We start from the raw sequence: 14,488 nt of genomic DNA, 5'->3' as shown, positions 1-14,488 counted from the left end.
ACGAATCGGGTGATCACCACCGGGCCCCGGCGACCCCTGTGGTCAGCCCGCCTGCGGGTCTCCGGGGGTGTACGTGACGTGCACCACCTGCCCGTCCTTGCCGAGAAGGCCGAGGTCCTTGCCGTTGACGTACGCGTGCACGGCCCCGCCGTTGCCCAGCACCAGCTTGATCTGCTTGGGGTCGGTGAAGGTCTGGTCCTGGCCGTCGCTGATGTTGTTCTGGAACAGCGACTTGCCGCTGCTGTTCATCGCCGAGACCCAGCTGGTGCCCTCGGCGACCAGCTTCACGGTGACCTTGTCGGCCGGGACGGCGGCGATGGCGGCGGCGCTCGGCGCGGGCGCCGGCGGCTGGACGGCGGGCGTCGCGGCGGGGGCGACCGAGCCGGTGCCGGAGCCGCTGGGCAGCGGCGCGCTGGCGGACCCTGTGCTGCCGTGCCCGCCCTTGCCGCTGACCAGGTTGAAGCCGATCAGGGCGACCACGGCGACGATCGCGGCGACCATGGCGGCCGCCCAGTTCGGCCGGCCGCGGCTGGGCACCTTGATCGGGCCGCTGTCGACCAGCTGGCTCGCCGGGCGCTTGGCGGCGGGCGGGCCGCCGTGCGCGGCGTCGTAGCGGGCGACCAGCTCGTCGCCGTCGACGCCGACGGCGCGGGCGATCAGGCGGATGTGTCCGCGGGCGTAGAAGTCGCCTCCGCAGCGGCCGAAGTCGTCCTCCTCGACGGCATGGACGATCGGCACCCGCACGCGGGTGGCGGTACTGACCTGGTCCACCGTGAGTCCGGCGTCGATCCGGGCGGTGGACAGCACCCGGCCGATGCTCGGGGCATCGGCCGCCTGCACCGCGTCTTCGGTCGGCGCGACGGACGACGGGGCGTTTTCACGGTCGGGGGACTTGCCGATGGTCACGGGGCACGCCTTTCGAGCGGATGGCCACCTGCTGGGGAACAGTCTAGGGGCGGGGGCGGATCGTTTCTCAAGCGGAGCGGGCCGAATGCGCACACCCGCTCAGGCCGGGGTCCGGAACCGCGTTGACCGGTCGTCAGCGGAGCTGCGCGCGGGGACCCCGGGGTTCGCCTTCCGGGCTGTGACGCGGTGTACGGACGGCCGGTTCCCGGGGCCCGCCGACGCTCCTCCGAACGAGTGACACCCCCTCCGGGGCACGGGGCCGTCCGGCGCACGGGGGCGGCGGACGGCACGGCCCGTCAGCCCCGCAGGGTCACCAGCACCCCGTCCAGCTCGTCCGGCTTCACCAGGACGTCGCGGGCCTTGGAGCCCTCGCTGGGGCCGACGATCCCGCGGGACTCCATCAGGTCCATCAGCCGGCCCGCCTTGGCGAAGCCGACCCGGAGCTTGCGCTGGAGCATCGAGGTGGAGCCGAACTGGGTGGAGACGACCAGCTCGGCCGCCTGGATCAGCAGGTCCAGGTCGTCGCCGATCTCCTCGTCGATCTCCTTCTTCGGCCCGCCGCCGACCACCACGTCGTCCCGGTAGGCGGCGGCCAGCTGGTCCTTGCAGTGCTGCACCACCTTGGCGATCTCCGCCTCGGTGACGAACGCGCCCTGCATGCGGATCGGCTTGCTCGCGCCCATCGGCAGGAAGAGCGCGTCGCCCTTGCCGATGAGCTTCTCCGCGCCGGGCTGGTCCAGGATGACCCGGGAGTCGGCCATCGCGGAGGTCGCGAAGGCCAGCCGGGACGGCACGTTGGCCTTGATCAGACCGGTGACGACGTCCACCGAGGGCCGCTGGGTGGCGAGCACCAGGTGGATGCCGGCCGCGCGGGCCAGCTGGGTGATCCGGACCACCGAGTCCTCGACGTCGCGCGGCGCGACCATCATCAGGTCGGCCAGCTCGTCGACGATCACCAGCAGGTACGGGTACGGCCGCAGCTCCCGCTCGCTGCCGGGCGGCGGGGTGACCTTGCCGGAGCGCACGGCCGCGTTGAAGTCGTCCACGTGCCGGAAGCCGAACGCCGCGAGGTCGTCGTAGCGCATGTCCATCTCGCGCACCACCCACTGGAGGGCCTCGGCGGCCTTCTTGGGGTTGGTGATGATCGGTGTGATCAGGTGCGGGATGCCCTCGTACGCGGTCAGCTCGACCCGCTTGGGGTCGACCAGCACCATCCGCACCTCGTCCGGGGTGGCCCGGGCGAGGATCGAGGTGATCAGGCAGTTGATGCAGGACGACTTGCCCGCGCCGGTCGCGCCGGCCACCAGGATGTGCGGCATCTTGGCGAGGTTGGCCATCACGGTGTGGCCCTCGACGTCCTTGCCCATGCCGACGACCATCGGGTGCGTGTCCTCGGCGGCCGTGCGCGAGCGCAGCAGGTCGCCGAGGTTGACCATCTCGCGGTCCCGGTTGGGGATCTCGATGCCGACCGCGGACTTGCCCGGGATCGGGCTGATGATCCGCACGTCCGGGCTGGCCACCGCGTACGCGATGTTCTTGGCGAGGGCGGTGATCCGCTCCACCTTGACGGCCGGGCCGAGTTCGACCTCGTAGCGGGTGACCGTCGGGCCGCGGGTGAAGCCGGTGACCCGGGCGTCCACCTTGAACTCGGCGAAGGTGCCGGAGAGCTGGGCGACCACCTCGTCGTTGAGGGCGCTGCGGGCCTTGGCCGGTCCGCCGCGCTCCAGCAGGTCGAGGGAGGGCAGCGCGTAGCCGGCGCCCTCGCCGAGCCGGAGCTGCTCCATCCGCACCGGCGCCGGGCCGTGCTCCTCGGGCGCGCCAGGACCGCCGTTGCGGGCGGCCGGGACCGCGGGCTCCTCCGGCGGTGCGGTGTGGTCCTGCACCTGGTGCATCATGTCCGCGACCGCGGAGGAGGCGGGCACGCCGTAGACCAGCGCGCCGTCGAGGTCGGCGGCCGCCCCGGCGGCGAGGTTGCGGGTGGCGTACGGGTCCAGCGGCTCCTTGTCCAGGGAGACCCGGACGGCCTCCGCCGGGTCGTCCGGGTCGGCCTGCTTGCGCCGCCGGCGGCGCCGGCGGGCGGCCACCTCGTCCGTCGGGTCCTCGGCACCGGTGTCCACCGTGAACGGCAGCGCGTCGGGATCGGCGTCCTCCGGCGGTTCGTTGGACAGCTCGCGCTCCGGCGCACGCCCCCTGCGCAGCTCGTCCTCCGGCCCGGGCTCGACCACGCCGAGCCGTATGCCCGCCCACCGGACCCGCTCGCCGATCCGGTTGACGGGCGTGGCGGTGACCACCAGCAGGCCGAAGAAGGCCAGCAGCAGGAGCAGCGGAACGGCCAGCGCCGGCCCCGCGGCGGCCATCATCGGGGTGGACGCGGCCCAGCCGACGATGCCTCCGGCCGCCCTTATCCGGGAGGCGCCGCTGCCCATCATGGGCGCGCCGCAGCCGATGTGGACCAGGCCGAGGACGCCGACCAGCAGCGCGCTCAACCCGATCACGATCCGGCCGTTGGCCTCCGGCAGTTCCGGATGGCGCCAGAGCCGGATCGCGATCGCCGCCAGCAGGAACGGCACCAGCACGTCGAGCCGGCCGAACAGCCCGGACACCACGGCGGTGGCGGCCTCGCCGAGCCAGCCCTGCGGGCTGAACCAGGTGCCGGCGGCGGTCACCAGCGCGAGCCCGAACAGCAGCAGGCCCGCCCCGTCCTTGCGGTGGGCCGGGTCGAGGTTCTTGGCCCCGTCACCGAAGCCCCGGAAGATCGCGGCGATCGGACTCGCGACGGCGTTGAGGGCGCTCATCAGCACCGACCTGGACGGCGGCGCCGGCGGGGCCGCCTTGGCCGCCGCCCGCTTCGCGGGAGCCGCCCTCTTCGCCGCCGCCTTCTTCGCGGGCGGCTTGCCCGGGGCTTTCGCCGCGGCCTTCTTGGACGGTCCCGGACTCGTCTTACGTGCTGCGTTCCCGGGCGTGCGAGTGGCCATGGGTCAGCAGCCTACCGGTGTGGACCACCGGTGCACATGTGCCTGAGCCGGGGCGCCCACACGTGTCGCAGACACACCGTCACGCTGACCGGGATTCACCCGACCGCCACACGGAACCACTCGGACGAGTGAACGTGCGGCAGCGGATCAGGAGCTTCCGGGGCGCATCGCGTCCAGCGCCCGGCGCAGCGCCACCAGCTTGCGCTCCAGGTGCGCGGCGGTCGCCGCCACCCCGGCGTCCTCGACCCCGTCCAGCTGCTTGCCGAGCGACTCCGCCTGCTCCTCGACCGCCGCCAGCCGGGCCGACAGCTCGCCCAGCAGGGCCCCGCCGAGGGCCGACTCGCCGCCGCCCGCCTCCAGCTGCAGCCGCAGCAGCGCGGCCTGCTCCTTCAGCTGGCAGTTCTTCACGTAGAGGTCGACGAAGACGGAGACCTTGGCGCGCAGCACCCACGGGTCGAAGGGCTTGGAGATGTAGTCCACGGCGCCGGCCGCGTAGCCGCGGAAGGTGTGGTGCGGGCCGTGGTTGAGCGCGGTCAGGAAGATGATCGGGATGTCCCGGGTGCGCTCGCGGCGCTTGATGTGGGCGGCGGTCTCGAAGCCGTCCATCCCGGGCATCTGCACGTCCAGGAGGATCACCGCGAAGTCGTCGGTGAGCAGCGCCTTGAGCGCCTCCTCGCCGGAGGCCGCGCGCACCAGCGTCTGGTCCAGCGCCGAGAGGATCGCCTCCAGCGCCAGCAGGTTCTCCGGTCGGTCGTCGACCAGGAGGATCTTCGCCTTCTGCATCAGGGCCCGCCCTCCTGTCGCCTGCCTGCCGCCCGGTGCGGGCACCCGCGTACTGCCCACCGCTACCCCGGTCATGCTAGCCGCACCCCCTCGCCCGGCACACCGCCCCGTCGTGACCCGATCCGGAACGGCGTACAGCCAGTGCACCGGCGCACGCTCAGCAGGGCGTCGCCGTCCGGTCACTGTTCGCAACGATCGGTGACCCTACCGGGTTCCCGGGCCCGTCCGCCAGCAAACCGACCGGCCGGGAGGCGCGAACCCCGGGGCCCACGACGGGGTTCACGCCTCCCCTGCCGCCCGTGCGCCCGTACCCGCCACCGACGGCCCGACCGTGCGTCCGCTCACGCGCGGTCCCCGCTCAGCCACTCGCGCATCACCGACAGCAGGTGCTCGGTCTCCACCGGCTTGGTGATGTGGTCGGTGGCGCCCGCCTCCAGCGACTTCTCCCGGTCGCCCTTCATCGCCTTGGCCGTCAGCGCGATGATCGGCAGACCGGCGAACTGGGGCATCCGGCGGATCGCCTCGGTGGTCGCGTAGCCGTCCATCTCCGGCATCATGATGTCCATCAGGACCAGCGCCACGTTCTCGTGCTGCTCCAGCATCTCGATGCCCTCGCGGCCGTTCTCGGCGTACAGGACGGTCAGCCCGTGCTGCTCCAGCACGCTGGTGAGGGCGAACACGTTGCGGACGTCGTCGTCCACGATCAGGACCTGCTGGCCGTCGAAGCGCCGGCCGCCGTTGACCGGCCGGGGCGGCGCGGGCTCCACGGCCCGCGGCCCGGCGGCACTCTCCAGGGCGGCGCTGCGGCGGCGCTCCACGGCCCCGCGGCGGCGTTCCTCGGCCAGTTCGCGGACCTCCTGGGCCCAGTGGTCGGCCGGGTTCTCGCCGACCGGCACGGGCAGGCCCACCGGGGTCACGCCGACCGACGCGCGCGGCGCCTGGGCGCTCGGGGCGGGCTGGCGCTCGCCCGGGCGCGGCTCCCCGACGGGGTCCGGGGCCTCGGTGCGCAGCGGCAGGTAGAGCGTGAACGTCGAGCCCTTGCCCAGCTCGCTCTCGGCGTGGATCTCGCCGCCGAGCAGCCGGGCGATCTCGCGGCTGATCGACAGGCCGAGGCCGGTCCCGCCGTACTTGCGACTGGTGGTGCCGTCGGCCTGCTTGAACGCCTCGAAGATCTCCCGCAGCTTGTTGTCGGGGATGCCGATGCCGGTGTCGGAGACCGAGAAGGCGATCAGTTCGTCGTCCGGGCCCTGGATCGAACCGGACTCCAGCAGCCGCTCGCGCACGTGTTGCGGGACCTCCCGGCCGGCCGGGCGGATCGAGAAGTCCACGGCGCCGGCGTCGGTGAACTTCACCGCGTTGGAGATCAGGTTGCGCAGCACCTGCTGGAGCCGCTGCTCGTCGGTGTGCAGGGTGACCGGCAGGGCGGAGGAGACCCGGACGGCGAAGTCCAGGTTCTTGTCCAGCGCGACCGGCTGGAAGGTGGCCTCCACGTAGTCGACCAGCTGGACCAGGGCGATCCGGGCCGGGCGGACGTCCATCTTCCCGGCCTCGACCTTGGACAGGTCGAGGATGTCGTTGATCAGCTGGAGCAGGTCGGAGCCGGCGCCGTGGATGGTGTCGGCGAACTCGACCTGCTTGGGCGACAGGTTGCCCTCGTTGTTGTCGGACAGCAGCTTGGCCAGGATCAGCAGCGAGTTGAGCGGGGTGCGCAGCTCGTGCGACATGTTGGCGAGGAACTCGCTCTTGTACCGGGAGGCCAGGGCGAGCTGTTCGGCGCGCTCCTCCAGGACCTGCCGGGCCTCCTCGATCTCGCCGTTCTTGATCTCGATGTCGCGGTTCTGCTGGGCGAGTTGCTCGGCCTTCTCCTGCAACTCCTCGTTGGTTCGCTCCAGTTCCTCCTGGCGCGCCTCCAGCTCGGCGGACCGCATGGAGAGTTCCGCGGTGAGCCGCTGGGACTCCAGCAGCAGGCCCTCGGTCTTGGTGTTGACGCTGATGGTGTTGACCGTGACGCCGATCAGGTCGGCGATCTGGTTCAGGAAGTCCAGCGCGACGGTGGTGAAGGAACTGAAGGTGGCCAGCTCGATCACGCCCAGCAGCCGACCCTCGAACAGCACCGGCAGCACCACGATGTGCGTCGGGGAGGCCTCGCCGAGACCGGAGGCGATCTTGAGGTACCCGGGCGGCGCCTCCTTGAGGATGATCGCCCGCTTCTCCACCGCCGCCTGGCCGATCAGCGACTCGCCGGGGCGGAAGGTGGTCGGCATCGCCCGCCGCTGGTAGCCGTAGCTGCCGATCAGGCGCAGCACGGTGTCGTTCTCGTCGTCGTCCTCGGTGATCAGCTCGGCGGTGCGGCCGGCCGGCTGGGCGAGGAAGAAGGCGCCGTGCTGGGCGGAGACCACCGGGGTCAGCTCGGTCATGATCAGCGAGGCGACCGCCTCCAGGTCCCGGCGGCCCTGCAACAGGCCGGAGATCCGGGCCAGGTTCGTCTTGAGCCAGTCCTGCTCCTGGTTGGTGCGGGTGGTCTCGCGCAGGTTGGCGATCATCTGGTTGATGTTGTCCTTGAGCTCGTCGAGCTCGCCCGCGGCGTCCACGTCGATCCGCAGGCTCAGGTCGCCCCTGGTCACCGCAGTGGCGACCTGGGCGATCGCGCGCACCTGACGGGTCAGGTTGTTGGCCAGTTCGTTCACCGACTCGGTCAGGTCCTGCCAGGTGCCGTCCACGCCGGGCACCCGGGCCTGGCCGCCGAGCCGCCCGTCGGTGCCCACCTCGCGGGCGACCCGGGTGACCTCGTCGGCGAACGCGGAGAGCTGGTCGACCATGGTGTTGATGCTGGTCTTGAGCTGGAGGATCTCGCCGCGGGCGTCGACGTCGATCTTCTGCGAGAGGTCGCCGCGCGCCACCGCGGTGATCACCAGCGCGATGTTGCGCACCTGACCGGTGAGGTTGTTGGCCATCAGGTTGACGTTGTCGGTCAGGTCCTTCCAGATGCCGGCCACCCCCGGCACGCTCGCCTGACCGCCCAGGGTGCCGTCGGTGCCCACCTCCCGGGCGACCCGGGTCACCTCCACCGCGAAGGAGGAGAGCTGGTCGACCATCGTGTTGAGCGTCGCGGCGAGCGCCGCCACCTCGCCCTGCGCGTCGATCGCGATCTTCTTGGAGAGGTCGCCGCGGGCCACCGCACCGGCCACCTCGGCGATGTTGCGCACCTGACCGGTGAGGTTGTTGGCCATCAGGTTGACGTTGTCGGTCAGGTCCTTCCAGATGCCCGACACCCCGCGCACCCGTGCCTGACCGCCCAGGATCCCCTCGGTGCCCACCTCCCGGGCCACCCGGGTCACCTCGTCGGCGAACGCCGACAGCTGGTCGACCATCGTGTTGACGGTCGTCACCAGCTCCAGGATCTCGCCCCGGGCGTCGACGGTGATCTTCTTCGACACGTCACCGCGGGCGACCGCCGTGGTCACCTCGGCGATGTTGCGCACCTGGCTGGTCAGGTTGTTGGCCATCAGGTTGACGGAGTTGGTCAGGTCCTTCCAGATGCCGGCCACCCCGGGCACGCTGGCCTGGCCGCCGAGGATGCCCTCGGTGCCGACGTCCCGGGCGACCCTGGTGACCTCGTCCGCGAACGCACCCAGCTGGTCGACCATCGTGTTGATGGTGTTCTTCAGCTCCAGGATCTCCCCGCGCGCGTCCACCTGGATCTTCTGCGACAGGTCGCCCTTGGCGACCGCGGTGGTCACCTGCGCGATGTTGCGCACCTGGTCGGTGAGGTTGTTCGCCATGAAGTTGACGTTGTCGGTCAGGTCCCGCCACACCCCGGCCGCCCCCGGCACCTGCGCCTGGCCGCCGAGCCGGCCCTCGGTGCCCACCTGGCGGGCCACCCGGGTCACCTGCTCCGCGAAGCCGGAGAGCTGGTCGACCATCGTGTTGATGGTGTTCTTCAGCTCCAGCATCTCGCCGCGGGCGTCCACCTCGATCTTCTGCGACAGGTCGCCGCGCGCCACCGCCGTGGTCACCTGGGCGATGTTGCGGACCTGGCCGGTCAGGTTGTCGGCCATGAAGTTCACCGAGTCGGTGAGGTCCCGCCAGACCCCGGCCACGCCCGGCACCTGTGCCTGACCGCCCAGCCGCCCCTCGGTGCCGACGTCCCTGGCCACCCCGGTGACCTGCGCGGCGAACCCGTTCAGCTGGTCCACCATCGTGTTGACGGTGTTCTTCAGCTCCAGCATCTCGCCGGCCACCTCGACGGTGACCTTGCGGGACAGGTCGCCCTTGGCGACCGCGGTGGTCACCTGGGCGATGTTGCGCACCTGCGCGGTCAGCCGGCCGGCCATGGTGTTGACCGAGTCCGCCAGGTCCTTCCAACTGCCCGACACGCTGCGGACCTTGGCCTGGCCGCCCAGCTTGCCCTCGGTGCCCACCTCGCGGGCCACCCGGGTCACCTCGTCGGTGAACTCCGAGAGCTGGTCGACCAGTCCGTTGACGGTCCGCCCGATCTTCAGGTACTCGCCGCGCAGCGGGTGGCTCACCCCGTTGCTGTGCAGCGAGCGCAGCTCCATCTTCTGGTCCAGGTCGCCCTCGGCGATCGAGGTCAGCACCCGGCCCACCTCGGACATCGGCCGGGCCAGGTCGTCGATCAGCGCGTTGCAGTTGTCGACGGCCGCCATCCAGGCGCCCTCGCCCGCGCCGGTCTCCAGCCGCTCGTTCAGCCGGCCCTCGCGGCCCACCGCCCGCCGCACCCGGGCCAGTTCACCGGTCAGGTGCTGGTTGCGCTCGGCGACCTCGTTGAACACCGCGGCGATCTCCGCCAGCGGTCCGTCGCCCGGCACCGTCAGCCGGCGCCGGAAGTTGCCGTCCCGCATCGCGGTCAGCGCGGACAGCAGCTTGCGCAGCTCGGCGGGCTCCGCGCCGCGGTTGTGGCTCACTCGCCGGCCGGCCGCGTTCCGCGGCGCGGTCCCGGAGCGGCCGCCGCGCTGGGCAGGCGGCGTCGTACCGGTTGCGTCCTTGGTGGCCGAACTCAACGGGCCCCTCCCACATCGTGAACCGTCCGGTGGCCGCCCGTGCCGGAGCGGCACGCGCCCGGGCACCGGCCCGGCTGGGCTGCGTACCGGCAGCCCCTCGGCGCACCGGCACCCACACGACCGTACTGCTCGTACCGGTCGTCGCGGACCCCCCAGTCTGGCAGCACCGGCGCCCCGTGCACGGCCGGTTGCGCACGGTTGGTACCGCACCGTCCGAAACAGGTGGGCAGAATCACCCTCTGGTGCCTGTTTCGACTCCCCGCCCCCACGGGGAACCAAGCGGAAAGTAGGGTGGAGCGCTGCACCGGGCCACGACCCGACCCAGCGCCGCCGCCCACCCCGACGGCGCGCACGGGGAAGTCGGCGCCGCACCCCGGACAGCCCAGGCAAGAGCAGCAGAGGAGAAGTGGCAACGTGGTCACCGCGCGCGCAGCCGCCACCTTCGACCCCGACGGCCGGTCCGCGGCCGCCGCCCGGGGCTTCGTCCGGGACGCGCTGCTCGGCTGGGGCCTGCCCGAGGTCGTCGACGACGCGATCGTTCTGGTCAGCGAACTGGTCACCAACGCCGTCGTGCACGCCGGCACCGCCGCCGAGGTCTGCTGCCTGCGCGAGGAGGAGACCGTCCGGATCGAGGTCACCGACCACCACCCGGAACGCGGCCTGCCCTCGCTCGGCGGGGGCCCCGTCACCGCCTCCGACCGCTACGCCGACCCCGAGGGCGAGGGCGGCCGCGGTCTGCTGATGTGCTCCGCCCTCGCCGAGATGTGGGGCGTCGAGTACGCGGCCGGCCGGAAGACCGTCTGGTTCCGCCTCCAGCTGCCCGCACACGTGGTCGGCACCCGCTACGCCGTTCCCGCCACCCCCGGCAGCGACCTGCCGAGCAGCGCCGGCCCGGTGCACGTCGCCGTCGTCCAACTCGACGAGGACGGCCGCGTCCTGGCCTGGAACCCGGACGCCGAGGCCCTGTTCCGGTACCCCGCCGCCGACGTCCTCGGCCGCCCCTGGGCCGACCTCGCCGTCTGGCCGCAGTCCCCCGACCGCGGCCTCGGTCTGAGCGACACCCTGCGGCTGGCCCGCTGGGAGGGCAGCTACGGGATCCGCCACCAGGACGGCCGCGAGGTCGAGGTGTACGGCGCCCAGGTGCGGGTGCGCGACACCGAGGGCGTCCCCTCCACGCTCTGCCTGCTCGTCCTCGCACCCGACCGTGCCGTCCTGCGCTCCCCCGCCCGCGCCCTGCCCGGCGAGCGCACCGACCCGGCCGGCCCCCGGCTCGACCTGCTGGCCGGCCCGGTCGCGACCGACGACCTCGACACCCTGCTGCAGCGCACCGTCGAACGCGCCCGCGACCTGCTCGACGGCGACGCCGCGTACCTGCTGCTCACCACCGACGACGAGGCCGAGTTCGAGGTCCGCGCGGCCACCGGCCTCACCTCCGGACACCGCCGGCACGCCCGCTTCCCGGTCGGGACCGGCAACCGGTACGACTCCGCCCGGCTGCCGTCCGTCCACGAGGACCTCACCGCCCGCCCCACCGGCCTGCCCCTGCTCTCCGGCAGCGGCATGCGCTCCCTGCTCACCGTCCCGCTGAAGGTCGAGGGCCGCCTGATCGGTTCGCTCGGCATCGCCGCCACCGCGCCCGGCCGCTACGACAACGAGGACGCGCTGCGCCTGCAGTTCGCCGCCGACCGGGTCGCCCTCGCCGTCGAGAGCACCCGGCTGACCGAGCTCGAACGGCTGCGCCGCGGTTCGCTCTCCTTCCTGGTCGAGGCCTCCGACCTGCTGGCCGGCACCCTGGAGCACGAGCAGACCCTCGCCCTGATGGCCCAGATGGCCGTCCCCACCCTCGCCTCCTGGTGCGCCGTCTACACCACCGCCGACCACACCTCCCCGGCCCGGCTCGCCTTCGTCCTGCACGAGGACGAGGACCGCATCGACCCACTGCGCGACCTGCTCGACAAGACCCCCGTCCCCGAGGCCGGTCCCACCCACGGCGTCCGCTTCTGGGCGGCGCCCGCCGAGACCGCCGAGGCCGGCGGCCTCACCGACAGCCCCGAACTCGCCGGCCTGCTCGGCGAGACCGTCGTCATCGCGCTGACCGCCCGCAACCGCGTCATCGGCCTGCTGGCGCTGGGCGTCCCGGCCGGTGTCCGGTTCCGCCAGGAGATCCTCGAACTCGCCGAGGACCTCTCCCGCCGCGCCGCCCTGGCTCTCGACAACTCCCGCCTCTACTCCGAGCGCACCGCCACCAGCCAGGCCCTGCAGCGCAGTCTGCTCCCGCCGGACCTACCGGAGATCCCCGGCGTCGAGGTCGACGTCTACTACCAGGCGGCCGGCGAGGGCAACGAGGTCGGCGGGGACTTCTACGACCTGTTCACCATCCGCGAGGGCACCTACGGCTTCGCCATCGGCGACGTCTGCGGCACCGGCCCCGAGGCCGCCTCGGTCACCGGCCTCGCCCGGCACTCGCTGCGGCTGCTCGCCCGCGAGGGCCTGGACGCCCCGCAGGTCCTGCGCCGCCTCAACGCGGCCATCCTGGACGAGGGAGCGCGCAGCCGCTTCCTCACCCTGCTCTACGGCGAACTGACGCCCCGCCCGGACGGCAGCACCGAGCTCTCCCTGGTCTGTGCCGGCCACCCGTTGCCGCTGCGGCTGCGCACCGACGGCCGGGTCGACCGCGCCGCGACCCCGCAGCCGCTGCTCGGCGTCATGGACGACCTCGACCTGACCGCCGAGCACCTGGTGCTCTCCCCCGGCGAGGTCCTGCTGTGCGTCACCGACGGCGTGACCGAACGCCGGGAGGGCCGGAGGATGTTGGGCGACGACGGTCTCGCCGAGGTGCTGACCGGCTGCACCGGTCTGACCGCCGGCGCGGTCGCGGCCCGGGTCCAGCGCGCGGTCGAACGCTTCGCCCCCGAGCCGCCGTCCGACGACATGGCGATCCTGACCCTGCGGGTGCCCAACCCCCGCCAGCCGTGAGCGTTCCACGCTGACGCAGTCACAAATTGTTATCTTCACAATGGTACAAGCGCCGGGCGCCGGGTAAACCGATCCCACCGGGGAATCCACCCGGCGGGGACGTGACCAGCGGGCTCTCCGTTGGTCCATCACTTCCGACCGCAGCCCGCGCACGCTCACAGCCGTGCGCCATCGGCGCGGTCGCGCGCATCCACTCACCGACACCACACCACAGCGTCACTGCGCCCTGCGCGCGCCCAGAGTGAAAGGAGCCTCCGGTGAGCAACGACGCTACCGGGGCAACGAACGCCCGCTCCACCGGAGCCGACGCAGGTAACCTCGGATACCTCGCCCTCGGCCTGACACTGCTCGCCTACGGTCTGCTCTCCACCGGCATCCTGCACGGCGCCGGAGCCGGGGACGCGGCCCACCTCGCCCATCTGCTCGGCGGCATCACCCTCTTCGTCGCAGGCCTCTGGCAGCTCCGCGGCGGCGAGGGCTTCACCGGAACCGCCTTCACCAGCCTCGGCGCCTTCTGGGCGACCTGGTCGGCCGCCGGCGGCGCGGGAAAGAACGCCGCCGGGCTGTTCCTGCTCCTGTGGGCCCTGCTCGCGCTCAGCCTCACCGCGGCGAGCTGGGGCGCCGGTCTGCTCAGCCGCGCCGTCTACGGCCTGCTGACCCTGTCCCTGCTGCTCTCCGCCATCGCCACCTTCGGCGGCTACGGCGGGCTGGCCAAGCTCGCCGGCTGGGTCGCGGCGGTCGCCGGGCTCTCCGCCTGGTACTGGGCCACCTCCGCCCTCAGCAACGGCGCCTGGGGAAAGCTCGCCCTCCCGGTCAAGTGAGCCGCTGACGGCTCAACCGACCTGCTCCAACCGCTCCTCGGCGGTGCCACGGGGTCGGGCCTCCGCACCGGCGGAGACCCGACCCCGTCGGCGTGCCGCCAACGCCAGGACGGCGTAGGCGAAGAGGAGGATCGCAACGGCGACGATGCCGTCCGCCCAGAAGTGGTTGGCCGTCACGACGACCACCGCGACCGTCAGCACCGGGTGCAGCACCATGACCCACCGCAGCGAACTGCGCGACACCCGGATCACCGCAACCGCCGCCAGCACGCACCAGGCGACGTGCACCGAGGGCATCGCCGACAACTGGTCGGCCACCACCACGCCGCCGACCGCACCCCCGTACACCGACTGCCCGTACACCGCGGCCACGTCGACGAAACCGCTCCCCGGCAGCATCCGGGGCGGCGCCACCGGGATGAACTGCACCAGCAGACAGACCGCGGTCGTGATCACCACCGTGTTCCGCACCCACGCGTACCGCTCCCGGTGCCGCACGAAGACCCAGAGCAGAACACTCAGCATCACCGCGAAGTGCATGACCGCGTAGTAGTAGTTCGCCAGCCGCACCAGCACCGGGTACGGCGTGACCGCCGCCTGCCAGGAAGCCTCGTCCGGCAACCCGACCACCTGCTCGGCGTGGTGGATCCAGTCGGCCCGGTCCAGCGCGTGGTCCCCGCTCATCACCGACAGGTGCCCGACCAACTGCCAGAGCGCGAACAGCGCCAGCAGCGTGCCGGCCTCCCGCAACAGCGCCGACAGCGACGGCTTCCGGACCCTCGACGCGACGTACGCGCCCGCGTAGAGGCCGGCGGCGGCGCCCCCGGCGGACTGCCAGGTAAGGGTCAGGTTCTGCATTGGCAGAGGGTAACGCAAAAAGCCCCCCTCCCGAATGGGAAGGGGGCTTTTTGGAATGATTGTTCGGCGGCGTCCTACTCTCCCACAGGGTCCCCCCTGCAGTACCATCGGCGCTGTGAGGCTTAGCTTCCGGGTTCGGAATGTAACC

The 14,488-nt window shown here is 72.3% G+C and carries 7 protein-coding genes and 1 rRNA gene; 2 read left to right on the top strand and 6 right to left on the bottom strand.

All coding sequences use genetic code 11. The annotated features are described in order from the left end of the window. Positions 1–42: 42 nt before the first annotated feature. The 4 genes from ACFV04_RS25675 to ACFV04_RS25660 form a co-directional block, all read right to left on the bottom strand. The gene (locus ACFV04_RS25675) at positions 43–906 is read right to left on the bottom strand and encodes a helix-turn-helix domain-containing protein (protein ID WP_380341162.1); all 864 of its coding nucleotides are present in this window, start codon (positions 904–906) and stop codon (positions 43–45) included. Positions 907–1,202: 296 nt separating this feature from the next. Next, positions 1,203–3,881, bottom strand: coding sequence for a DNA translocase FtsK (locus ACFV04_RS25670; protein ID WP_380532644.1), 2,679 nt, complete (start codon positions 3,879–3,881; stop codon positions 1,203–1,205). A gap of 147 nt (positions 3,882–4,028) precedes the next feature. Continuing rightward, positions 4,029–4,667 carry a response regulator gene (locus ACFV04_RS25665; protein ID WP_380532679.1) on the bottom strand — a complete coding sequence of 213 codons (639 nt, stop codon included), beginning with the start codon at positions 4,665–4,667 and terminating at the stop codon, positions 4,029–4,031. Positions 4,668–5,005: 338 nt separating this feature from the next. After that, a complete protein-coding gene (locus tag ACFV04_RS25660; RefSeq protein ID WP_380532641.1) occupies positions 5,006–9,589 on the bottom strand; it encodes a HAMP domain-containing protein in 4,584 nt (1,527 codons plus the stop codon). Positions 9,590–10,099: 510 nt separating this feature from the next. On the opposite strand from ACFV04_RS25660, the gene ACFV04_RS25655 reads away from it, so the two are divergent. Together ACFV04_RS25655 and ACFV04_RS25650 are read left to right on the top strand one after the other, a co-directional pair. Continuing rightward, complete coding sequence (locus ACFV04_RS25655; RefSeq protein WP_380341170.1) at positions 10,100–12,661, top strand: SpoIIE family protein phosphatase; 2,562 nt, start codon at positions 10,100–10,102, stop codon at positions 12,659–12,661. Positions 12,662–12,918: 257 nt separating this feature from the next. After that, complete coding sequence (locus tag ACFV04_RS25650; protein ID WP_380341173.1) at positions 12,919–13,482, top strand: GPR1/FUN34/YaaH family transporter; 564 nt, start codon at positions 12,919–12,921, stop codon at positions 13,480–13,482. 12 nt (positions 13,483–13,494) lie between these two features. Here the strand turns inward: ACFV04_RS25650 and ACFV04_RS25645 are convergent, their stop codons facing one another. Further along, on the bottom strand, positions 13,495–14,340 hold the full coding sequence (locus tag ACFV04_RS25645) for a phosphatase PAP2 family protein (protein ID WP_360258477.1): 846 nt from the start codon (positions 14,338–14,340) through the stop codon (positions 13,495–13,497). Between the two features lie 61 nt (positions 14,341–14,401). Then, positions 14,402–14,488: ribosomal RNA gene (gene rrf / locus ACFV04_RS25640) — 5S ribosomal RNA — on the bottom strand; the annotation flags it as partial.

The organism is Kitasatospora sp. NPDC059599 (assembly GCF_042735125.1).
Lineage (GTDB): Bacteria > Actinomycetota > Actinomycetes > Streptomycetales > Streptomycetaceae > Kitasatospora.
Note: the sequence above shows the minus strand (reverse complement) of the source record. Positions and strands in the feature narration are given on the sequence as shown.